At 43.4% G+C, this 26,836-nt stretch carries 5 protein-coding genes; all 5 read left to right on the top strand.

All coding sequences use genetic code 11. The features are described 5' to 3' along the window. Positions 1-35 precede the first annotated feature (35 nt). Positions 36-800 carry an enoyl-CoA hydratase/isomerase gene (locus LYNGBM3L_RS33230; RefSeq protein ID WP_008191806.1) on the top strand — a complete coding sequence of 255 codons (765 nt, stop codon included), beginning with the start codon at positions 36-38 and terminating at the stop codon, positions 798-800. Further along, complete coding sequence (locus LYNGBM3L_RS48185) at positions 788-10,375, top strand: hybrid non-ribosomal peptide synthetase/type I polyketide synthase (RefSeq protein ID WP_008191804.1); 9,588 nt, start codon at positions 788-790, stop codon at positions 10,373-10,375. The genes LYNGBM3L_RS33230 and LYNGBM3L_RS48185 overlap by 13 nt, the downstream gene beginning before the upstream one ends. Positions 10,376-10,462: 87 nt before the next feature. Then, the gene (locus LYNGBM3L_RS33215) at positions 10,463-15,214 is read left to right on the top strand and encodes a type I polyketide synthase (RefSeq protein WP_008191801.1); all 4,752 of its coding nucleotides are present in this window, start codon (positions 10,463-10,465) and stop codon (positions 15,212-15,214) included. Positions 15,215-15,222: 8 nt separating this feature from the next. Next, on the top strand, positions 15,223-21,822 hold the full coding sequence (locus tag LYNGBM3L_RS35205) for a type I polyketide synthase (protein WP_008191799.1): 6,600 nt from the start codon (positions 15,223-15,225) through the stop codon (positions 21,820-21,822). Further along, positions 21,822-26,792 (top strand): type I polyketide synthase, encoded by a 4,971-nt coding sequence (locus tag LYNGBM3L_RS33205; protein WP_008191797.1) that lies wholly within the window; start codon positions 21,822-21,824, stop codon positions 26,790-26,792. The genes LYNGBM3L_RS35205 and LYNGBM3L_RS33205 overlap by 1 nt, the downstream gene beginning before the upstream one ends. Positions 26,793-26,836: the final 44 nt, after the last annotated feature.

Below are 26,836 nucleotides of genomic sequence, written 5' to 3'. Positions count from 1 at the left end.
GATCCAGGTTGACAAACCATTGAGAACACTATAATATGTATTACAAAACCATAAAAATAAATCATCAACCTGCTGTACAAAGAATTCAGCTCTATCGTCCAGAAGCCAACAATAGCATCAACGATCAGCTGACTCAGGAATTGTTATCAGCCCTACAAGCTGTTGAAGGCGAAGAAACCGTTAAAGTAGTGATTCTTGAAGGACTACCGGATGTCTTTTGTACCGGAATGGATTTTCAAGCAATAGCCAATGGCGAGCTGGTGGATACCAAAATCAGTGCTCACGGCTACTACAACATCCTCAAACAGATGTCCCAAAGTAGCAAGGTGATTTTGTCCCTTGTCCGTGGTAAAGTTCAAGCAGGAGGAGTGGGTTTTGTTGCTGCAAGTGATCTGGTCATTGCTGATGAAACAGTAACCTTTGTGTTATCAGAACTATTATTTGGTTTATTACCCGCTTGCGTTTTGCCCTTTCTGATTCGTCGAGTGGGATTTCAAAAAGCTTACCGCTTATCCCTCACAACTCAACCAATCTCTGGCTCAGAAGCCTATAACTGGGGCTTAGTCGATGAATACGACAGCAACCCTAATAAGTTGATTAGTCAATATATTCGCCGTTTAAGATATTTACCCTTATCTGGGGTTAAGGAATTAAAAGACTATATGAATAAGTTATGGATAATTCAAGCTGAGACTCAGAATCTAGCCGCCAACAAGTCTGCCAGCCTCTTAGGTGACCCAACGATTCAAGCAAAAATCAAACAATTCGCTAAAGAGGGGGTATACCCATGGCAGAACTGAATTTGAATCGGGACTTAGGAACTAGCAACTCTGAGGTGGTACAACTGACGGAGTTGGGCAATGGTGTTGTGCAAATTACGATGAAAGATGAGAGCAGTCGTAATGGCTTTTCTCCAAGCATAGTTGAGGGCTTACGCCACTGTTTTAGTGTAGTTGCGCAAAATCAGCAATATAAAGTAGTCATTTTGACGGGCTATGGTAATTATTTTTCATCAGGGGCTAGCAAAGAATATTTAATTAGAAAGACTAGGGGTGAAGTAGAAGTTCTTGATTTATCAGGGTTGATACTTGATTGCGAAATTCCTATAATTGCAGCAATGCAAGGGCATAGTTTTGGTGGTGGCTTGCTTCTGGGTTTGTATGCAGATTTTGTGGTGTTTAGCCAAGAAAGTGTGTATGCAACTAACTTCATGAAATATGGTTTTACCCCAGTAGGAGCAACATCATTAATCTTGCGGGAAAAGCTAGGATCCGAATTAGCCCAAGAAATGATCTACACTGGCGAAAACTATCGAGGAAAAGAACTAGCTGAACGAGGTATTCCTTTTCCCGTTGTATCGAGGCAGGATGTCCTAAATTATGCCCAACAACTAGGGCAGAAAATAGCCAAGAGCCCTAGATTATCTCTAGTCGCCCTCAAACAACATTTGAGTGCCGACATTAAAGCCAAGTTTCCTGAAGCTATCAAAAAAGAACTAGAAATACACCAGGTAACCTTTAACCAACCAGAAATAGCCAGTCGTATTCAGCAAGAGTTTGGTGAGACAGTAATTCCCAATTTGATCCAAAGCACTGTAGAACAAAAAATACCTAATCCCCAACCAGTTCAGTTAAGGATACCTAGTTATGGCTTGTTAAAGAATCTAACTTGGATGCCTCAAGAACGTCGAAAGCCTAAATCCACTGAAGTCGAAGTTCAAATAAAAGCTGTACCAGTTAATTTTCGAGAAGTACTCAACGTACTGGGTATCTTCCAAGAGTACATCAAAAAAAGATATCGCTCTGGAATTATCAGTGCTGAAAATCTCACCTTTGGTGTTGAAGGTGTGGGTACTGTTGTAGCGGTTGGCTCAGACGTATCCCAATGGAAAGTCGGCGATGAGGTGATATTGGCTTATCCCGGCAATGCTTTCAGTAGCTTTGTTATCTGCTCACCGGATGACTTATTGGCTAAGCCTTCTGATCTGAGTATGGTAGAGGCAGCTACTATTTTTATGTCTTTTTTCACTGCCTATTACGGGTTGCATAATTTGGCCAAAGTTCAGCCAGGAGAGAGAGTATTAATTCATGCAGCTTCGGGAGGTGCAGGACAAGCTGCAGTTCAATTAGCTCAATTTTTTGGCTCAGAAGTATTTGCCACGACTAGTCCCCACAAAATATCTGTTCTTCGAGAACAGGGAATAAAACATGTAATGAATTCTCGAACCACGGAGTTTGCTAGTGAAGTAAGGGAACTCACCCAGGGGAATGGAGTAGATGTAATTTTTAATAGCCTGACTCATGGAGAGTACATCCCCAAAAATATAGATATCCTGGCCCCAGGTGGACGATATATTGAAATTGGTAGGCTCAACATCTGGAGCCATGAGCAAGTTTCTCAAAGACGCCCAGATGTGAAGTATTTTCCCTTTGATATGTCAGATGAATTTGTTAGAGATAAACAATTTCATGCCAAGCTTTGGGACGATTTAGCCTTGCTGTTTGAGTCCGGTAGCCTCAAGCCATTACCTTACAAAGTATTTCCAAGTGAAGATGTGGTGGAAGCTTTCCGTCACCTGCAACATAGCAAGCATATCGGCAAAATAGTGGTAACTATGCCAGAGCTCTATAATGGCGTAAAAAATAGTTCCCAGCAAGCAAATCAAGAGTCAATGAGTCACCAAGAAGAACTACTACATCAATTGCAATCCGGTGATATATCCTTAGAGAATGCAGAGCAACTACTATTGGGGTTGACAGATCAACAGATACTAGCAACAGTGCCTAATAATGGTCAGAATAAATTAATTAATACAGATAAAACAGAGCAAATATTATCTCTACTGAGTTCAGGAGAAATATCCTTAGAAAATGCTCAAAACTTATTAGAAACAGTAGATCTAAATTCCCCAACAAAGAAAAATCTACCCACTGCCGTTCCCAATCAAGGACAGAGCAATCAGGATGAAGCAATACTAAATCAATTACAATCTGGTGAAGTTTCCTTAGAGGATGCAGAGCAACTATTACTAGAAATTCAGCAAAAAGAATCTGTAACTACTAAATCAATTCCAGATCAAAGGATAACAGACGATATAGCGATTATTGGAATATCATGTCGATATCCAGGAGCAAAAAACTGGAAGGAATTTTGGGAAAACTTAAAGCATGGAGTTGATAGTGTAACAGAACCTCCCCCTGGAAGATGGGAAGGACGAAGTTGGTATCATTCAGATCCAGAACATCCAGGTACTGCTTGTTCAAAGTATGCTGCTTTTTTAGATGACATTGACAAATTTGACCCTTTATTCTTTCAAATTTCTCCTGGAGAAGCTGAGTTAATCGAACCTCAACAAAGAATCTTTTTAGAGGAAGCTTACCATGCTATTGAGGATGCTGGATATGCTCCTGATTCTCTCAAGGGGAAACACTGTGGAGTATTTGTTGGGGCAGCAAGCAGTGATTATATCAAGTTTTTGTCCAATTCAGGTTTCGGTCATCATCGACTGGTGCTATCAGGAACTATGCTGTCAGTTCTACCAGCAAGAATAGCCTATTTCCTGGATCTTAAAGGACCAGTGGTAGCTGTTGAGGCTGCCTGTTCTTCATCATTAGTAGCTGTTCATCAAGCTTGCGAAAGTATTAAACGGGGAGAGAGCGAAATAGCGATCGCAGGTGGTATTTCTACCATGCTAACACCAGACTTCCAAGTACTGTCGAGCCAGTTTCAGATGGTATCTCCCGAAGGACGTTGTAAAAGTTTTGATGCTGAAGCATCCGGTATAGTTTGGGGAGAAGGTTGTGGTGCAATTTTATTAAAAAGGTATGAGCAAGCAGTTCAAGATCAAGATCATATCTATGGAATAATTAAGGGTACAGGTACAAATTATGATGGAAGCACAAATGGAATTAGTGCCCCTAGTAGTAAATCTCAAGCACGCTTAGCAGAAAATATTTATCAACAATTTGGAATTAATCCAGAAACTATAAGTTATTTAGAAGCTCACGGTACAGCAACACCTCTTGGAGATCCCATCGAGGTTGAGGCATTTACAGAAGCATTTTCTAAGTGGACAGCTCAAAAACAATTTTGTGCGATCGGTTCAGTAAAGACTAATATTGGTAACGCAGCAACTGCCGCAGGAATGTCTAGTTTAATTAAGACAATTTTATGCCTGAAAAATCAAAAACTGGTTCCTTCTTTGCACTTTAATCAACCCAATCCAAACATTGATTTTGCCAATAGCCCCTTCTACGTCAACACAGAATTTAAAGCTTGGGAAGTGCCAACAGGTATACCAAGGCGAGCAGCCGTGAATTCTTTCGGCTTGAATGGTACAAATGCTCATGTTGTTGTTGAAGAAGCACCAATAGAAGACAACAGGCAAACCTCCCCTGTGTCCCCTCAAGGGGGGAAGGCAACAGGTAACAGCGAAGATTACTTAGAAAATTCAGTTCATCTATTAACTTTGTCAGCCAAAACTGAAACAGCTCTTGGTGAAGTAATTAGTAGCTATCAAAATTATCTCAAAACCAATCCAAACTTAAGGTTAGGCGATGTCTGCTACACTGCTAGCACTGGAAGGACTCACTTCACCCACAGACTAGCAGTTGTCGCCCCTAACCAACAAGAATTAGTCGAAAAACTCCGACAACACCAAGAGGGAAAAAAATTAGCAGGAATCACTTCAGGAGAACTGCTAAACAACACTACAGTAGCCAAAATTGCTTTCCTATTTACAGGTCAAGGTTCCCAATATATCAACATGGGAAAGCAGTTGTATCAACAAGCACCAACTTTCCGTCAAGCGATTAACCAATGCGAGGAGATTCTCAGTAGCGTAGAAACCTTCCAGGAAACGTCATTACGAAACATTCTTTATCCAACAGACAAAAACTCGTCAGGTTCATCCCTACTAGGCCAAACAGCTTATACCCAACCAGCTTTATTCGCTATAGAATATGCTCTATTTAAACTCTGGCAATCCTGGGGAATTGAGCCAGATGTGGTCATGGGTCACAGTGTAGGAGAATATGTAGCAGCAACCGTAGCAGGAGTTTTTAGTTTAGAAGATGGCTTGAAACTAATTGCTGCTAGAGGCTCTTTGATGCAGAAATTACCTGGTGATGGTAAGATGCTCTGGGCTATGGCTCCAGAGTCTAAAGTCCTAGAAACATTGAAAGCAAAAGATCTCAGTGAGAAAGTCGCCATAGCAGCAATCAATGGACCTCAAAGCATAGTAATTTCTGGTGAGGGAAAAGCAGTAGAAGCGATCGCAACTAACCTCGAATCAGCCGGAATCACAACCAAACCACTAAAAGTATCCCACGCCTTCCATTCTCCTCTGATGGAACCGATGCTGGCAGAATTTGAAGCAGCAGCAAAAGAAATAACCTATGAGCAGCCTAGGATACCACTGATATCCAATGTCACTGGCAAACAGGTAACTGAGCAGATTACCACTGCCGAATACTGGGTAAATCATGTGCGCCAACCAGTGCAATTTGCTCAAAGCATGAAAACTTTGTACCAGGAAGGATACGAGTTATTTCTGGAAATAGGACCAAAACCAGTATTACTAAGTATGGGACGTCAATGTTTACCAGAAAAAATCGGTGTCTGGTTGCCCTCATTGCGTCCGGGAGTAGAAGAATGCCAACAGATGCTATCTAGTTTAGGAAAGTTATATGTAGAGGGAGCCAAAGTAGATTGGATAGCATTTGAGCAAAATTATGCTCGTCAGAAGGTGGCATTGCCAACATATCCCTTCCAACGAGAAAGGTATTGGGTTTCTAGCCAAAATGGTTACGAACAAAAATCCTACTGGTTAAAAGGCAAAGAGCAGCACCCATTACTAGGAGAAAAAATTAACCTAGCGGGAATAGAGGATCAACATCGTTTTCAATCATACATAGGAGCAGAATCTCCAGGTTACCTGAATCACCACCAGGTTTTTGGAAAAGTACTATTTCCCAGCACAGGCTACTTAGAAATAGCTGCTTCAGCCGGAAAAAGTCTATTCACAAGCCAAGAGCAAGTAGTCGTTTCTGACGTAGACATACTGCAAAGTTTAGTTATACCAGAAACCGAAATAAAGACCGTACAAACAGTAGTCAGCTTCGCAGAAAACAATAGCTATAAGTTCGAGATTTTCAGCCCCTCAGAAGGTGAAAATCAACAAACACCGCAATGGGTATTGCACGCACAAGGAAAGATATATACTGAGCCAACCAGGAACAGCCAAGCAAAAATCGACCTAGAAAAATACCAAGCTGAGTGTAGTCAAGCAATAGAAATTGAAGAACATTACCGAGAATATCGCTCAAAAGGGATAGACTACGGCAGTAGTTTCCAAGGAATAAAGCAGTTGTGGAAAGGTCAAGGAAAAGCCCTAGGAGAAATGGCCTTCCCTGAAGAATTAACCGCCCAACTAGCAGACTATCAGCTACATCCAGCCCTATTAGATGCAGCCTTCCAAATAGTATCGTATGCCATACCACACACAGAAACAGATAAAATATATCTACCAGTAGGGGTAGAAAAATTCAAACTGTATCGCCAAACAATCAGCCAAGTATGGGCTATAGCAGAAATACGACAAACCAACTTAACGGCAAACATTTTTCTAGTAGACAACCAAGGAACTGTACTAGTAGAACTAGAGGGATTAAGGGTAAAAGTAACAGAACCAGTATTAACTCAAAAGTCTGCCTTTAAAGAACAATTAAAATCAGCATCTGTTTCAGAACGTCAGGAATTACTAACAACTCAAATTAGTTCAGCCATAGTCAATATTTTAGGATTGAGAGATGGACAACAGATAGAAAGACATCAACCATTGTTTGACTTAGGATTAGATTCCCTGATGGCAGTGGAATTGAAAAATCAATTGGAGTCTAACTTAGGTACAAGCTTCAGTTCAACACTGTTATTTGATTATCCAACGGTAGAATCTTTGGTAGAGTATTTAGCTAACAATGTCATCCCCATAGATTCCTTTTCCGAGCTTCCTACCCTGATTCCTCATCCAGAGCAAAGGTATCAACCATTTCCGTTAAATGACATTCAACAAGCTTATTGGATAGGTCGCAATCAAATTTTTGACCTAGGTAATATTGCTACCCACATTTACATAGAAGTAGATTGTGAAAACTTAAATTTAGAAAGCTTACACCAAGCTTGGAGGCGATTAATTGACCACCATGATATGCTGCGGATGGTAGTTTTAGCTGACGGTAACCAGCAAATACTTGAGCAGGTGCCTCCCTATGAAATTGAAATTTTAAATTTGTCTGAGGAATCTCCTGAAACGATTGCTTCAGAGCTAGAGCAGATTCGCAATCAGATGTCCCATGAGGTTTTACCAACTAACCAGTGGCCTTTATTTCATCTACGGGCTACCCGTTTAAATGAACAATGTTTCCGCTTGCACGCCAGCATCGATATGTTAATATTTGATGCCTGGAGTACTTATGTTCTATTTAAGCAGTGGTCAGAACTGTACAATAATCCACAGAGTTCACTGCCTGCAACGGAAATCTCCTTCCGAGACTATGTGCTCGCGGAATTGGAACTCAAAGATAGTCCCCAGTATCTCAGTTCTCAGCAATATTGGTTCAACCGCTTAGATAACCTACCTCCAGCTCCAGAAATTCCCCAAGCGAAAGTAACTTCTGCAATTACTGATCCTCAGTTCAATACTCACACAGCTCAACTGTCTCAGAGTGATTGGCAACAGTTAAAAAACAAGGCGAGCAAAGCAAATTTAACCCCATCAGGGGTATTGTTAAGTGCTTTTGCCTCTGTCTTGAATTACTGGAGCAAAAGTTCAAAGTTTACCCTCAATCTGACTTTATTTAACCGTTTGCCCTTACACCCTCAAGTCAATGAGCTCATAGGCGACTTCACCTCTGTAATCTTACTAGAGGTAGATAACTCACAAGCAGTTCCATTCATTAGTCGTGCTCAAAAACTGCAAAGACAGCTGTGGGAAGATTTAGAGCATCGTTATATCAGTGGAGTAGAAGTGCAGCGAGAGCTCTATCGTCGAGGGCGTAGTCAACCAATGGGGGTAGTCTTTACTAGCACTTTGGGCTTAAAGTCTCTGGCTGATGAAGAGGTGGGGCGAGGATTCGGTTTGGAGCACTTTGGAGAGGTTGTGTATAGTGCAGCTCAAACGCCTCAAGTGTTGCTCGACCATATCGTAACCGAGGAGAAAGGAGCACTGGCATTTAGTTGGCATACAGTGGAAGGGCTATTCCCTGAAGGTCTCATCGAGCAAATGTTTGAGGCTTATTGTGATTTGCTTCAACAGCTAGCCACCTCTGACGAACCTTGGATGGAGACTTACCACCAACTATTACCAACAGCTCAACTAGCACTCCAAGCACAAGTGAATCAGACGACTCAATCTTGGTCTGAAGATATCTTGCATAGTTTGTTTGTTAAGCAAGTACAAGTTCAAAGTGAAGCGACAGCTGTTATTAGTCCCCAAAAAAGCCTAACTTATGGGGAACTCTATCAAAGGTCTCATCAATTGGGACATGGATTGCGGAAATTAGGAGTCAAACCGAATCAGCTGGTAGCCGTAGTCATGGAGAAAGGTTGGGAACAGGTAGTAGCAGTGTTAGGCATCTTGATGTCTGGTGGAGCTTACCTACCGATAGATCCTGGGCTACCCCAAGAAAGACAGTGGTATCTACTCGAGCAAGCACAAGTCACACAAGTATTGACTCAAACTCACCTCAAACAGTCTCTGGGTTGGCCTGAAGGAATCAAATGTTGGTCTGTAGATACTGAAGAGTTAGCAGAATATGATCCAAACCCCCTAGAACCAGTACAAACTTCAGAAGATTTAGCTTATGTGATTTACACTTCTGGTTCCACAGGTTTACCCAAAGGGGTAATGATCGATCATCGGGGAGCAATCAATACCATCCTCGACATCAATCAACGGTTTAAAGTAACACCATCTGACCGAGTACTCGCCTTAGCAGCGTTAAATTTTGACCTGTCAGTGTACGACATATTTGGTGTGCTAGGAGCAGGGGGAGCGATAGTGATGCCACCACCAAAAGCAGCAAAGGATCCAGCTTGCTGGAGAGAATTAATTATCGCTCACGAAGTTACCTTGTGGAACTCAGTTCCGGCTCTGATGCAGATGTTGGTAGAGCATTTATTAGGAACCTCAGCAACAGCAGTAGGTGATTTACGAGTGGTAATGTTGAGTGGAGATTGGCTGCCAGTAGACTTACCAAGCAAAATCCAATCTCTGTGGTCTAATGTTCAAGTGATGAGTTTGGGTGGAGCAACCGAAGCGTCAATTTGGTCGATTGGCTATCCGATTGAAAAGGTGGGGTCAGACTGGAAGAGTATTCCCTATGGTAAGCCCCTGTTAAATCAAAGTTTTTACGTACTGAATGAGTTGATGGAACCAAGACCAGTTTGGGTACCGGGACAACTTTATATTGGAGGGGTAGGTTTAGCTAAGGGTTATTGGAAAAATGAGCACAAGACCCAAGCAAGCTTTATTACCCATCCAGTCACTCAGGAACCGTTATACAAAACTGGGGATTTAGGCAGGTATTTACCGGATGGTAATATTGAGTTTTTAGGCCGAGAAGACTTCCAGGTAAAAATAAATGGTTATCGTGTTGAACTGGGGGAAATTGAAGTAGCATTAAAGCAATTTCCAGGAATTAAAGAAGCGATTGTTACTGCTATCGGAGAATCTCAACAAAGCAAACGCCTGGTTGCTTATGCCGTGTTCAAGGAAAAGTCTGTTATTAGCGATTCTTCCCTGACCGATATCCATCAGACAGAAGACAAAAATGAAGTGGGCCAGCCTGATCAAGAAATAAATTGTACTTCGGAACAATTGCGTAAGTACCTATGGCAAAAACTTCCCGAATATATGGTTCCTGATGATTATGTTATTTTGGAAGCTTTACCATTAACTGCCAACGGCAAAGTAGACCGTAAACGATTGCCCAAACCTCAAAGACAAACTATAGCCGATACGAATCAAAATATACTACCTCAAACCAAAACTGAACAACAAATTGCTGCTGTTTGGACAGAAGTTCTTGAGCTAGAAGAAGTAGGAATTCACGACAATTTCTTTGCCATAGGAGGAAATTCTTTACTTGTCATCAGAGTGCATAATAAATTGCAAGAACTATTAGGCATAGAATTGAAAGTAGTTGACCTGTTTGCTAACCCTACTGTACATTTTCTAAGTCAACACCTTACTCAGATTGGTAGTAAAGAATTATTTATGGAAACTAGTAAAACTCGTGGAGATGAGCGAGTTAAGAAAGGCACTACAAGAAAGGAAAGGCGCAATATTAGAAAAAGTCTACGCGGCAAAAAATAATTTTTTCCAAGTATTGTTGTATTGTTATAACTGTTATGAACAGCTAAGTAATTAAGAAATATAGCAAAATTAAAGTATGACAGTAAGATGATGGATGATTTAGAAGACCTTAACGATAATCAAGACATAGCAATTATAGGAATATCTGGACGTTATTCAGGAGCTGATGATATTGAACAGTTTTGGCAGAATGTTCGGGATGGAGTTGAATCAATATGTCTTTTTTCAGAACAAGAATTGCTCAACTCTGGGATCGAACAAGAGTTACTGAATAACTCTAACTACGTCAGGACTGGTAGTTTGATCTCAAACATAGATATGTTTGATGCTAGTTTCTTTGGCTATACTCCTAAACAAGCTGAAGAGATAGACCCGCAACAAAGGCTATTCCTCGAATGTGCTTGGGAAGTAATAGAGAGGGGTGGTTATAACCCGGATACCTATCAAGGTTCTATCGGGGTTTATGCTGGCATTACCATGAGCAGCTATTTCTGGAACAACGTTAATCCTTGTTTTGACTTTTCTTACCTCAATAGTAGTTCTTTTCAACAATTGCTGGCTAATGACAAAGATTACTTAGCAACTCGTGTTGCTTACAACCTGAATCTAACTGGACCGGCTATCACCGTTCAAACTGCTTGTTCCACTTCATTAGTAGCTGTTCATCTAGCTTGCCAAAGTTTGCTCAATGGGGAATGCGACATGGCTCTTGCTGGTGGTGTAACCATCCGTGTGCCTCAAGAAGTGGGATATTTGTATCAAGACGGGATGATTCTCTCCCCAGATGGTCATTGCCGAGCCTTTGATGCCAAAGCTGAGGGTACAAGGTATGGTAATGGTCTCGGAGTTGTACTACTCAAGGGACTCGAAGATGCTATTGCAGACAAAGATTATATCTATGCAGTAATTAAGGGTTCAGCCATTAATAACGATGGCTCTTTGAAAGTCGGCTACACCGCACCTAGTGTAGTAGGTCAAGCAGCGGTTATTTCAGAAGCTCAGGCTGTGGCTGGTGTGGAAGCAGAGACGATCACATATGTAGAAGCTCATGGCACAGGGACAAAACTCGGAGATCCGATTGAAATTGAAGCTCTGACCAAGGTTTTTCAGCAGAGCACCCAAAAACAAGGCTTTTGTGCTATTGGTTCAGTAAAAACTAATGTTGGGCATTTAGACGCAGCAGCAGGAGTAACGGGACTGATTAAAGCTACTTTGGCTCTCAATCACAAATTAATTCCCCCTAGCCTGAACTTTGAACAACCCAATCCCAAAATTGATTTTGTAAATAGTCCCTTTTTCGTCAATACAAAATTGTCAGAATGGAAAAGCAATGGCACGCCTCGCAGAGCTGGAGTTAGTTCTTTTGCCGTGGGAGGAACTAACGCCCATGTCATTCTCGAAGAAGCCCCAAAACAATTTAAAAACCAAGATATATATCAGCGTCCCTTACATTTATTAACCCTTTCAGCTCAAACTAAAGAAGCACTCGAAGAATTGGTTAGTCGTTATCAAAATTATCTAGAAACTAACCGAAAAATAGAACTAGCAGATATTTGTTATACAGCCAATAGTGGACGATTCCACTTCAACCATCGCCTTGCTATTATTGCCGCTGATCGACAACAATTAGCAACAAAACTCAGTAACCGAAGTGCTGGGGAAGAAGTAGTTGGGGTGTTTCAAAAAGAATTTTGTACCAGCAGTAATGTTCCTCAAGTAGCTTTCCTGTTCACTGGTCAAGGTTCCCAATATCTGAATATGGGACGGCAACTATACGAAACTCAGCCAACTTTTCGTCAAGCTTTGGAGGAATGTGACGAAATTCTGAGTTCGCTACTAGATCAATCTCTTTTAGCCGTTCTATATCATCAAACAACGGATGAGTCTGGTTCATCGCTACTAGACCAAACAGCTTATACTCAACCCGCCCTATTTGCTATCGAATATGCCCTCTTCAAGCTCTGGCAATCCTGGGGCATTGAACCAAATGTGGTCATGGGTCACAGTGTAGGTGAATATGTCGCAGCAACGGTAGCAGGGGTTTTCAGTTTAGAAGATGGTTTGAGATTAATTGCCAAGCGAGGGCAGTTGATGCAACAATTGCCATCTGTCGGTGAGATGGTATCGGTCATGGCATCAGAGTCGAAGGTGCAAGCAGTGATCGCAAACTACACGGAGAAATTGGGGTTAGCTCAGTCTAATGTGGGTATTGCAGCCATCAACGGACCAGAAAGTGTTGTGATTTCTGGAGCGAGTGCTGCGGTTAAAGCAATTAGTAGCAGCCTGGAATTGGAGGGAGTGAAAATCAAACTACTACAGGTATCTCACGCCTTCCATTCACCTTTAATGAGACCAATCTTGGCAGAGTTTGAAGCAGTAGCTCAACAAGTGAACTACCACCAACCTCAAATTCCACTCATATCTAATGTCACAGGAGAACAAGCTACCTGTGACATTAGTACACCGGACTACTGGGTGAATCATATCTGCCAACCAGTGCGGTTTGTCCAAAGTATGGAAACCTTGTACCAAGAAGGCTATGAAGTTTTCTTAGAAATTGGACCAAAACCAATTTTGTTAGGTATGGGAAGGCAGTGTTTACCAGAAGAGGTAGGTGTCTGGTTGCCTTCTCTGCGACTAGGGATGGAAGACTGGCAACAGATGCTTTTCAGTTTAGGACAATTGTATCTACAGGGAGCTGAAGTGGATTGGTTGGGAGTCGATCAAGATTATGGCTTTCAGAAAGTAGTATTGCCAACCTATCCATTCCAAAGACAACGTTATTGGATTGAACGGAGTCAAGGCAGAGGTGAAGACAAAGCCAAGCAAAATTTATCTGTTTCAACCTCATCTCCTGTAACTGAGCTATTAGATCGAGGAGACTATAAGCAGTTGACAGCAATGTTAACAGGAAACGGCTCCTTGACAGCAGTTGAAGTCGTGCAGCAACTGATTCACCACCATCAACAATCACTGGCACAAGCAGCTCTCAAGGATTGTTTGTACCATATAGAGTGGCAGCTCAAGCCTTCAACTCTAGCTCCAGAAACCCCTTCCCAGAATGGTCAATGGCTGATTATCGGAGGTGAGGCAACTGTGGCACAGAAGTTAGCAGAGCAGCTTGAGCAAAAACAGCAGAGTTGCTATGTTGTCAAGCAATTTCCTCAAGACTATTCACAACTGTTGCAGCAGGTTCAACAAGAAACTGAGCTGCCCTTGGTAGGGATTGTGTATTTGACCAGTGAGGAAGTCCCTTCTCAGATAAATACGACTTCTTCTCAAAGCTTGCTGGGACTACTACAAACCTTACTGCAAGACGACTCTTCAACTCCTGTAAAAGTTTGGGTAGTTACAGCAGGAGCAGTAGCTAAGGGAGAGCATCCTATCTCTGTAGCTCAGACTCCTCTATGGGGTATGGGAAAGGTTGTGTCACTCGAACACCCTGAGTTGTGGGGAGGATTAATTGACCTAGAACCAGGTAAAACTGCTGAAAATCACATGGAATGCCTTTTAAGGGAGCTGCTCAACCGTGATGCGGAAGACCAGGTAGTCTACCGTGGGGGTGAACGTTATGTACCCAGATTAGTGCGCAGTTCAGTTCCTACCTCGAAAATATTCAAAGTAGAGCCGACAGGAAGCTATCTGATCACAGGTGGATTGGGATACTTGGGATTGAAAGTAGCCGATTGGCTGGTTAAACAGGGTGTCCGCCATCTGATCCTACTTAGTCGTAGTGGTCTGACAAAGGAAACTCAACCCGCTGTGGAAGCACTGCAACAGACTGGGACTAATGTCAAAGTCCTGGCAGTCGATGTGGCTGATCTAACCGATATGGAACGAGTCTGGAAGCAGCTTGAAGCTGAGGAGAAACCTCTCAAAGGGATTATTCATGCGGCAGGAGTAGGAAGATTAGATACTCTCGAAGAGTTAACACCGGAAAAATGGGAGGCAGTGCTGCGTCCTAAAGTACAGGGTGGATGGAATCTACATCAACTATCTCGGAATGAGAATCTGGATTTCTTTGTCTGTTTCTCATCCATTGCCTCAGTTTGGGGCTCCCGAGGTCAGACCCATTATGCCGCAGCTAATCAGTTCCTAGATGGGTTGGTGCACTATCGTCATTCTTTAGACTTACCAGGATTAGCAATCAATTGGGGAGCCTGGGCAGGGGGTGGCATGACCACAAATGAGGCTCAGAGATGGCTAGCTCAAATTGGAGTAGAAGCACTCTCACCGGAGTTAGCTATTTCTGCATTGGAGCACCTAATATCTGCTAACCAAGTTCAGGTGACGGTGAGTCGCAATAACTGGCATCGCTTCAAGACGATGTATGCCGTTAAACGTCCGCGTCCACTCTTAGATCTCATAGCTGTTCTTCCTGAAGATATTGAAGATAAGACCAATCCAGCTCCTGGTTTGCTACAAAGGTTGGAAGCTGTAACCGAAACTCAGAGAAGGGAACTGCTGCGACAAGCACTACAAGAGGAAGTCGCTCGAGTTTTAGGTTTACCCATCACAAACAAACCAGGTTCAGAAGTAGGATTTTTTGAGATGGGCATGGACTCGCTGACCGCTGTAGACTTAAGGGATAGACTGAGCAAGCTTTTGGGAGTAAATTTATCTTCAACTTTGACCTTTGATTTTCCCAATATTGAAAAGTTGGAGAAATATCTAATCAACCAGCACCTTGTCAAAGTTGGTCTTTTTCGGACTGAGATTGATCAAGATCAACAAGAAGACGATTCACTGGAAGCTAAACTTCTAGACGAGATTAAGCAATCATCCAATCAAGAGCTTGAAAGCTCAATTGATCAAATATTGGAATCGATAATCAATTAAACAAAGTTATGTTGAATAAATTTACTAAAAAAGAGCAAATATTGAGTGAAAAACAGCAAATTAAGCAACTGTCTCCTTTGCAGCGAGCTGCATTAGCTCTGAAAAAATTAGAGACTAAGCTGAATAATACTTTGCACGAACCAATTGCCATCATTGGCATGAGTTGTCGGTTTCCTGGTGGAGCCTCTAGTCCAGAGAAATTCTGGCAGTTGTTGCAAGGGGGGAGCAGTGCGCGATCGCAAATCCCAAGAGAGAGATGGAATATTGAAGCCTATTACGACCCTGACCCAGATGCTCCGGGTAAGATGCTCACATGTCACGGCCACTTTGTGGACAATGTTGACCAATTCGATCCAGAATTTTTCGGCATTTCCCCTCGTGAAGCAACGGCAATGGATCCCCAACACCGCCTACTGCTGGAGGTGAGTTGGGAGGCATTAGAGCAAGGTGGGCAAGTGTTAGAGCGCTTGGAGGAAGCTGCTGTTGGGGTCTTTATCGGCAATGATGGTCGTGACTACGAACAATTGCTCCAGCAGCATTTGCAACAGGAGCCAGAGAGTCCATTAGTCACCTATGCAGGAACAGGTAATGCTTTATCCAATGCAGCTGGTCGTTTAGCTTACACCTTTGGTTTTACCGGACCTACAGTCACAATTGACACCGCTTGCTCCTCATCTCTGGTAGCCATTCATCAAGCCTGTAATAGTTTACGACTCGGAGAATGCCAGATGGCTCTGGCGGGAGGAGTGAAATTACATTTAACCCCAAACTCCTATATTGATGCCTCCAAAGCTAGAATGATTTGCGCCGATGGTCAGTGTAAGACTTTTGATATTTCAGCAGATGGTTTTGGACGGGGTGAGGGCTGTGGTATGGTGCTGCTCAAACGTCTGAGTGATGCACAGGCTGATGGAGACCAGATTGTAGCAGTGATTCGGGGTAGTGCAGTCAATCAGGATGGACCGAGCAGTGGGTTAACAGTGCCCAATGGGCAGTCGCAACAAAGATTAATCAAGCAAGCTCTAGCTCAAGCACAGGTTAAGCCTTCTGAGATTAGTTATTTGGAAGCTCATGGAACTGGGACTTCCTTGGGAGACCCTATAGAGGTAAATGCAGTGGTGGCAGTGCTGGGAGAGGATCGCACTCCAGAATATCCGTTGTGGATGGCTTCGGTAAAGACAAACATTGGTCATTTAGAAGCAGCTGCGGGAGTATCTGGACTAATTAAGGTGGTGTTATCGCTACAGCATCGACTCCTGCCAGCCCATCTAAACTTGCACCAACCTAATCCCAAGATTGACTGGCAGCCTTGGCTACAAGTACCAAAGCAACTGACGCCATGGGAAGTATCAGGTCATCGGTTGGCAGGGGTAAGTTCCTTTGGATTCACTGGGACGAACGCCCATGTGGTAATAGAGGAAGCACCATCTTCACAAAAAAGTCCTCAGGTAGAGAGGGAAAGACCATGGAATATATTGGCGTTATCTGCCAAAAACCAAGAGGCATTGCTGCAACTAGTCCAAAGCTATAGTCAGCATCTGGAGAGAGCTCCAGAGCAAGAGCTGGTAGATATATGCTTCACTGCTAACACTGGAAGGTTGTCATACATTCATCGCTTGAGTTTGGTAGCGGCCACAAAAGCTGAACTGCAAGAGAGACTGAAGGCTTTCGGCACAGAGGAAGAGGTTACCGGGCTCGTGAGTGGGGTCGTCAGTGGCGGTGAGTCCCCCAAAGTGGCAATGTTATTCACGGGTCAGGGTTCTCAGTATGTGGGTATGGGTAGACAGCTTTATGAGACTCAGCCGACTTTCAGAAAAGCTCTAGAACAATGTGCGGAAATTTTGCAACCCTACCTGGACAGGCATTTACTGGAAGTTCTCTATTCATTGGAAGCAGAGGAGTCTGTCCTGGAACAGACTGCTTATACCCAACCTGCTTTGTTTGCCCTAGAATACGCCTTATTCCAACTCTGGCAATCCTGGGGCATTAAACCAGATGTAGTCATGGGTCACAGTGTCGGAGAATATGTAGCAGCAACTGTAGCAGGAGTTTGGAGTTTAGAAGATGGCTTGAAACTAATTGCAGCCAGGGGAAGGTTGATGCAACAGTTGCCCTCTGGTGGTGAAATGTTTTCAGTCATGGCTTCAGAGTCTAAAGTTCGAGAAACATTGAAAGAAATGGCTCTTGGTGAGCAAGTGGCTATTGCAGCAATCAATGGGCCCCAAAGTATAGTAATTTCTGGAGAGTCAGAAGCAGTAAGAGCGATCGCTACTAACCTAGAATCGGAGACAATCAAAACCAAGCAACTACAAGTATCCCATGCTTTCCATTCACCATTAATGGAACCGATGTTGGTCGAGTGGGAAGCTCTAGCCAATCAAATCGCCTACAATCAACCAAAAATTCCAATCATATCTAACGTTACAGGAACAACAGCAGATAGTAGCATTACTACCGCCCAATATTGGGTAAATCATGTACGTCAACCGGTAAGGTTTGCCCAAAGTATGGAAGCTTTAGACAAACTTGGCTCTGAAGTATTCCTAGAAGTCGGACCGAAACCAATACTATTAGGCATGGGAAGGCAATGTCTACCAGAAGGGGTCGGTGTGTGGTTGCCATCATTGCGTCCGGGAGTAGATGCATGGCAACAAATGCTCTTGAGCTTAGGACAGTTATATGTACAGGGAGTCAAAGTAGATTGGTTAGGATTTGACCGAGATTATGCTCGTCAGAAAGTCACGTTACCCACTTATCCTTTCCAGCGAGAACGCTACTGGGTGGAAGCTCCCAAGACTGTCGTTCTATCAGGTCAACAGGTACACCGATTGTTGGGCAACAAGCTGGAGTTAGCATCGACGGGACAGACAATCTACCACCAAGACATAAACTTGAACAATCATCCGTGGATTGGTGATCACCGTGTCTATGACACCCCAGTGATTCCGGGTGTGAGCTACATAGCTATGACCCTAGCCGCAGTTGGAGTACCAGCAGCAGTTGAGGATATTAACTTCCAGCAACCACTCTTCCTTGCCGAGTCCAACACCACACGGGAAACACAGTTAATGCTTCATACGGCTGACAATGTTGGTAAACAATTTGTAGAAGTCTTCAGTCGGGATGGTGCTAAGCAGGAGGAATGGCAACAGCATGCAAGTATGAGCGTTTCAGAGAATCCGCCACCACCTCCTACTCTGAGTGTAGATATCCCGGCCCTATGTGAGCAGTTGCGACCACTGGACACCGATACCCTCACTGAAATCTATGCCAGTATCTCCCTGGTTTACGGTCCAATGTTGCAGGCTGTCCGACAGGCGTGGATAGGTGAGGAGACTAGCCTGCTCGAAATTGAAGTCCCAAAGGCACTGGCATTCCAGTTGGCTGGGGAACCTATCCATCCGGTGCTGATTGATGCTTGCACACGCCTAACGCCAGATCTATTCGATTTCAGCTCTGACTCAGGTGTGTTTTGGGCACCTTGGCGGGTCAAAGAGATGACGCTTTCGCATCCAACACCGAGCCGCTTCTATGCTTATGTGGAGGAACCATCCCGCGTCAACGAGCAGTTGCAGACGCGCTCTTATGACATCCAGTTGCTGGATGAAACAGGTCAGGCGTTCGGTCGCATTAACGGTTTCACGGTCAAGCGAGCCCCAAGTCAGCTATTTCTGAAGAGTTTACAGCCAGATGTGAGTAATTGGCTTTATCAGCTACAGTGGCAACCCTCAGAGGTTAAGGAAACAGTACCCTTGGCTACATCGCGTATGTGGTTGTTGTTTGTACCTGAGGGAGTTTGGGCAGAACAATTGACAAGCTCTTTGGCTCAACTTGATCAGCAGTATGTAGTAGTCTCACCAGGAGACGATTTTCGGTATCTGAGCGAGTATCACTACCAAGTGTGTCCTACCCAAAAGGAATCTTTCCAACAATTGTTGCAGAAGATAGTTGAGAAAGGGGTTACTCTGCAAGGTGTGGTTCACTTGTGGAGTCTGCTCAGTGACTCACAACAGTTGAACCAAGCTCAAGAACTTGTCTGTGGAAGTACACTACACTTAATCCAAGCTCTAGGCGAAGTGTTTGATTCTCAAGTACCCCCTCTGTGGTTGGTAACTCAGGGAGCTCAATGTATAGCAGCTCAAACTACCATACATGTGCAGCAATCCCCTTTGTGGGGTCTGGGTCGGGTGATTGCGTTGGAGCATCCCGAGTTTAAATGCCACCGTGTAGACTTGGATCCGGACAATGCCAGCATTGCTGAGGGAGTAGAAATGCTACTGCAAGAGTTGTTGGCTCCTGATGCTGAAGACCAAGTAGCCTATCGACAAGGAGAACGCCATGTAGCTAGACTGGAACGTTTTGTGCCCCAATCTTCAGGCGAATACCCTCAGCAACTCCGGCTGAGAGCTTACGGCACTTTAGACAATCTTGTACTTCAACCTCAGCAGCGCCGACAGCCTGAAAGGGGAGAAGTGGAGATTCAAGTTAGGGCAGTTGGTCTCAACTTCCGCGATGTTCTCACTGCTTTAGGCATGATGCAGGAATATACTCAACATCTATTTGACAGTGCCGAGCAGGTAGTCTTTGGTGGGGAATGTGCTGGTGTGGTGGTAGCTGTAGGCTCTGATGTTGAGCATTTACAAGTAGGTGATGAGGTTGTGTTGGCTTTAGCCATAGGGTGCCTGGCCCACTATATGACAATTCCAGCTGATTTAGCACTACCTAAGCCCCAACACCTAAGTTTTGAAGCAGCAGCCACTTTGCCTACAGCTTTTATCACAGCTCACTACGGATTGAACTATTTAGCCAACCTACAACCGGGAGAACGAGTGTTGATTCATTCCGCTGCAGGGGGAGTTGGACAGGCTGCGGTTCAGTTGGTTCAAAACAGGGGAGCCGAAGTCTTTGCGACAGCCAGTCCTCCCAAATGGAAGTTTTTGCAGCAGCAGGGAGTAGAGCAAATCATGAATTCCCGGACTCTGGAATTTGCTGAGCAAGTACAAGCAGCTACTGAGGATATGGGAGTGGATGTGGTGCTCAACAGCTTCAATGAAGAGTACATTCCCCAGAGCTTTCAAGCCTTAGCTCATGGAGGTCGATTTATTGAAATCGGTAAAATTAATATTTGGTCACAGAGCAAAGCACAAGAATACCGTCCGGATGTCAAGTATGAGGTTTTTGACCTGGTGGAGATGGTGCGAGAGCAGCCTGAGCTAGTAGCGCAGCTCTGGAGCGAACTAGGCACAGAGTTGAAGACGGGGAAATTGCAACCTCTGCCGCATCAAGTGTTTGAGTTAGGACAGGTGCACGAAGCTTTCCGATATCTTCAACAAGCAAAGCATATAGGGAAGGTTGTGGTTGCTATTCCCCCATTGAGAGAACAAAAGAAAGAGATACAAGCACAGGGTAGCTATTTAGTGACAGGAGGATTAGGCGCTTTGGGATTAGAGGTCTCAAAGTGGCTAGTGGATAAGGGAGCTCGTCACTTGGTATTGATGGGACGCCGTTCTCCTTCAGCTGAAGCACAAATAAAGATCGCACAGTTGGAGGATATGGGGGTAAAGGTGAGCGTTCAGCTTGCTGATGTTTCTTGCTCCCAGCAAGTATCTCAGATGATGGAGAGAATTGAAAGGGAGTTGCCTAGCTTGCGAGGAGTGATTCATGCCGCCGGGGTTTTGGATGACGGGGTACTGCAAAATATGAGTTGGCAGCAGTTCGTAAAAGTAATGCTTCCCAAAGTACAGGGTACTTGGCATTTGCATCAACTGACCAAAGATCTACCCTTAGATTTCTTTGTTTGTTTTTCCTCCATGTCTTCTCTGCTGGGAAATCTTGGTCAAGGAAATTATGCCGCAGCTAATGAGTTTATGGATGCAGTAGCTCATTATCGTCGCAGTATGGGGTTGCCAGGATTGAGTATCAATTGGGGAGCCTGGGCATCATCAGGGATGGCAGCTAGTTTAGCAGGTCAGCATCAGCAAAGGCTGGAAACCATTGGTATCCGTGCCATAGAACCTCAGCAAGGAATGCAGGCATTGGGGTCATTGTTATCACAGACTCCCAGCCAAGTTGGGGTTTTGCCCATTAATTGGTCAAAGTTTGTCAGTACACTACCAGGTGGGCAAAAGATGCCATTCTTGGAGGCATTGATTTCTACTGAGCCATCATTAACCCAAAAGTCAGCATTTAGAGAACAACTAGAAGCAGCAGCTGTTTCAGAGCGTCAAGAGTTATTAACAAATCACATTCGCTCAGCGATCGCCAAAGCATTAGGTTGGAGGGATGGACAAAAAATAGGAATGCGTCAACCTTTGTTTGACTTAGGATTAGATTCTCTGATGGCAGTGGAATTGAAAAATCGCTTGGAGTCAAGTTTAGAAACTAACTTAAGTTCAACACTGTTATTTGATTATCCTACGGTAGAGGCTTTGGTAGAGTATTTAGCAAACGATGTCATCCCAATAGAATTCTCTTCCAACCTAGATGAAATAGAAAATTTAGAACAAGAGGAAATAGATAACACATTTCGTTTTCAGGAAATGTCTGAAGATGAAATGGCCAATATACTGGCTAGAAAATTAGAATCTCTGGAGGGTAAAAAAAGCTAATGAAAAAAAGTCAAAGTAGCCGAACCATAGACTATAAAGCATTAATGGAAAATGCTTTTCTCCAGATAGAAACTTTGCAGTCTAAGTTAGAAGCTTTTGAAAATCAAGAAAAAGAACCCATAGCGATAATTGGCATGGGCTGTCGCTTCCCTGGTGGAGTAGATTCTCCTGAAGCCTTTTGGCAGTTACTCAATGATGGAGTAGATGCGATCGCCGAAGTACCTAAAAATAGATGGAACATTGATGAGTATTATGACCCAGACCCAGATGCTCCCGGCAAAATTGCTACCCGCGACGGTGGTTTTCTCTCCGAAATAGATCGCTTTGATGCCCCATTTTTCGGGATTTCTCCCCGAGAAGCTCACAGCTTAGACCCCCAACAACGCTTGTTGCTCGAAGTGAGTTGGGAAGCTATCGAAAGGGCTAACATTGTCCCGGACAAATTGTTTAATAGTCTCACAGGAGTTTTTATTGGCATCGGTAGTAACGACTACTTAAATAAGCTGGCAACCTCTGAAATACCAGAAGCTTATTGGGGTACAGGTAATGTACCGAGTGCCGCTACAGGTCGTTTATCATACATCTTGGGACTTACTGGACCGAATCTGGCAGTAGATACTGCTTGCTCTTCCTCTTTGGTATCAGTGCATCTGGCTTGTCAGAGTTTGCGACAGCGAGAATGCAATCTAGCTCTAGCAGGAGGTGTGAATCTAATTCTATCTCCCAAGTTTAGTATTGTTTTCTCTCAGGCCAAAATGTTATCTCCCGATGGTAGGTGCAAGACCTTTGATGCTTCTGCCAATGGTTATGTGCGTGGTGAAGGATGCGGAGTGATTGTTTTGAAACGACTTTCCGACGCACTAGCTAATGGAGATAATGTTCTAGCAGTAATTCGCGGCACGGCAGTCAATCAAGATGGACCGAGTGGTGGTTTAACAGTACCTAACGGACCATCTCAAGAAGTTGTGATTCGCCAAGCCTTGGCCAATGGGGGTGTGGAGCCAGCCAGTGTCAGTTATATTGAAGCTCATGGTACCGGAACTTCCCTGGGAGACCCCATTGAAGTCGGAGCGTTGGGAAAGGTATTTGGCAAAAACCACTCTATTGAACAGCCTGTGATCATTGGTTCCGCTAAAACTAATATTGGTCACTTAGAAGTAGCAGCAGGAATTGCAGGTTTGATGAAGGTAGTTCTACAACTGCAACATGAACAAATAGCACCATCACTGCATTTTAATCAGCCTAACTCTTATATTAATTGGTCACAATTACCTCTACAAGTTCCGACTAAACCGACCCCTTGGCAAACCAATGGGAAAAGTCATATCGCGGGAGTAAGTTCCTTTGGTTTTAGTGGGACTAATGCCCATGTGATCCTAGAAGAATCACCAATAGAAGGCAATAGACAAAATCCCCAAGAAGGGAAGACAACAGGCAACAGTGAAGATTACTTGGAACGCTCAGTTCATCTGTTAACACTCTCAGCCAAAACCCAAACTGCTCTTAGTGATTTACTCAGTAATTCTCAAAATTATCTAAAAACTTATCCCAAACTAGAAATAGCCGATATCTGTTATACAGCCAACACAGGACGTACCCACTTCAACCACAGACTAGCAGTTGTTGCCTCTAACCGACAAAAATTAGTGGACAAACTCCGACAGCACCAACAGGAAGAAGAGGTAACCGGAATTTTTTCAGGGGAACTGCCCAACAACAACACAACACCCAAAATCGCCTTTCTATTCACAGGGCAAGGCTCACAATATGTGAACATGGGCAGGCAGTTGTATCAAGAATCACCAACTTTCCGTGAAACGATTAACCAATGTGAGGACATTCTCAGTAACCTAGAAACGTTTCAGGAAAAGTCACTACGAGAAATACTCTATCCAACAGATGACTCATCAGATTCCTCCCTACTAGCTCAAACAGCCTATACTCAACCTGCTTTATTTGCCATAGAATATGCCCTATTTAAACTCTGGCAATCGTGGGGGATTAAACCAGATGTCGTTATGGGTCATAGTGTAGGAGAATATGTAGCGGCAACTGTAGCAGGAGTATGGAGTTTAGAAGCTGGTTTGAGGCTAATTGCCGCTAGAGGCTCTTTGATGCAGAAATTACCTGCTGGTGGCGAGATGATTTCAATTATGGCATCAGAGTTGAAAGTTCTAGAGACTTTGAAAGGGATGTCCCTAGGAGAAAAAGTAGCCATAGCAGCCATCAATGGACCCGAAAGCACAGTAATTTCTGGCGAAGCCGAAGCAGTAAGAGCGATCGCAACTAATTTTGAATCCGTTGGCATCAAAACCAAACAACTACAAGTGTCTCACGCTTTCCATTCTCCTCTGATGGAACCGATGCTAGCAGAATTTGAAGCAGTAGCCAAAGAAATGAGCTATAGTCAGCCTCAGATACCTCTAATATCAAATATTACTGGTCAACAGGTGAATTTGGAAATTACCACTGCCGAATATTGGGTAAATCATGTGTGCCAACCAGTGCGGTTTGCCCAGAGTATGAAAACTCTGCATCAGGAAGGATATGAGTTATTCCTAGAAATCGGACCTAAACCAATATTATTAGGAATGGGGCGTCAATGTTTACCAGAAGAAGTGGGTGTCTGGTTACCATCATTGCGTCCGGGAGTAGAAGAATGGCAACAGATGCTCTCTAGTTTGGGACAGTTATATGTACAGGGAGCCAAAGTAGATTGGTCAGGATTTGACCAAGACTATAACCGTGATAAAGTAATATTGCCAACATATCCCTTCCAACGACAACACTACTGGGTAGAAACAAAAGATAATGGATATCAAAGCAATGCTTCTTTTGCAGAGAAAGATACTAATACTGAGATCGTCAACCTCCTCAGTAAAGGAGAAATTGACACCTTAGCACAACAACTGGAAAAAGCAGCAAACTTTTCACCAGAACAGCTTAAACTTTTACCGAAAATCTTAGAACTACTAACTAAGCAACATCAGCAACAATTAGCAGCAGCAAGGATTAAAGATTGGTTCTATCAACTTCAGTGGCAACCTTTACCTGAAATTTACCTAAAAAACGGCATTCAAGTGAGTCATTGGTTGATTTTTGCCGACAATACGGGGGTAGCAGAGAAATTAGCCCAAAAATTACAACAGCAAGGACATAAATGTAGCTTAGTTTATCGAGCAGATAAATATCAACAACTAGCAACAGGAAGATATCAACTCAATCCCTCTGCTCCTGAAGAATTTGGACAACTTTATGAAGCCATTATAGAAACCAGTCAACTGCCCTTATCAAGGGTAATCCATTTGTGGAGCTTAGATGCTCCAGTTACGGAACATTTAACCCTAAACACCTTAGAGCAGACTCAACTGTGGGGGTGTGCTAGTGTATTGCACCTGCTACAAAGTGTGCTCAAAACTACCAATGTTCCTCAATTATGGCTAGTCACCAGGGGCGCTCAGTCAGTATTATCGAACATGGAAAAACTAACAGTAGCTGCCTCACCCTTGTGGGGATTAGGTAGAGTCGTGTCTCTAGAACATCCGCAGCTTTGGGGGGGATTGGTAGATTTAGACCCGCAAACATCAGAAGAGGATGTAGAAAAGCTGTTGCAATTACTAGTAAACAACTCAGAAGAAGACTATCTAGCTTTACGAGAAGGAAAAACCTATGTAGCCCGTTTGGTTCAGCAATCTCTTCAGGCATCTGTTGAAGCACTATCCTTAGCATCTGATGCCACTTACTTAATTACAGGAGGACTCGGAGCTTTAGGGTTACATACAGCACAATGGCTAGTAGAAAAGGGCGCTCGACATCTGGTGTTGACTGGACGTAGTGCTCCATCAGAAAAAGTACAAGAAATCATAGAAAAGTTAGAACAAGCAGGAGCTAAAGTTAAGGTTTTGTTAGGAGATATTTCTCTTGAACAAGATGTTGCCCAAATTATTGAACAGATTCAGACATCTTTACCTATACTAAAAGGTATTATTCATGCCGCCGGAATACTTGATGACGCAACCCTGCAACAGATGAGTTGGGAGAATTTTGCCAAAGTAATGGCACCAAAGGTAGGAGGAACTTGGCATTTACATCAATTTACCCAAGAGCTACCGTTAGATTTCTTTGTCTGCTTCTCTTCAATAGCTTCCTTAATCGGTTCACCAGGTCAAGGAAATTATGCTGCTGCCAATGCCTTTATGGATGCTTTGGCTAACTATCGTCGAAGTAGAGGATTGTCTGGATTAACTATTAACTGGGGTCCTTGGGCGTCTGGAGGAATGGCGAATAATTTAGCGGCTCAGCATCAAAATCGCATCCATACCAGTGGAGTTAATGATATTGCCCCCGAACAAGGAATGTCTGCCTTGGAGCAACTGTTAGCCAATCAAACTCTAACTGGACAAATTGGTGTAATATATGTAGAGTGGTCATTATTGGCACAACAGTGGAGTAATCTAAATAAAAGTTCATTACTACAGGAACTATTACACCAAGATGAATTACAGCAACAAGATATTCTGAAGCAGAAGCTAGAACGAGAAATTTTAGATCAATTAGATAAGGCATCAGCAGGCGAACGTAAGGAAATTCTAAAGGAACACATTCGAGGGCAAGTAGCCAAGGTATTAGGCTTAAGTTCATCTCAATTACCAGAAATCAATTTGGGCTTTATGGAAATGGGGATGGACTCTTTGACAACAGTGGAATTAAAGAATCGATTACAAGCTCAACTAGGGATTACCTTACCTGGGACAGTAGCTATGGAATATCCCACAATTGACAAACTATCTCGGTATATATTTGAAGAAGTCATGGGATGGAAATCAGTAGCAGATTCCGAGAGTAATTTACCTGAACGAAAAGAGGTAGATGTAGATGAGCAGATTTTGCCAGTTATCGAAGATATCTCAGAAGAGGAATTTGAAGCACTAGCAGCTCAACAATTAGAAAAAATTAAGAGTATGCTTTGATAAACTTCTGAAATAAGGACAGTTTAATTAATCAAAAAGTCAAA

Source organism: Moorena producens 3L (assembly GCF_000211815.1).
GTDB lineage: Bacteria > Cyanobacteriota > Cyanobacteriia > Cyanobacteriales > Coleofasciculaceae > Moorena > Moorena producens.
Note: the sequence above shows the minus strand (reverse complement) of the source record. Positions and strands in the feature narration are given on the sequence as shown.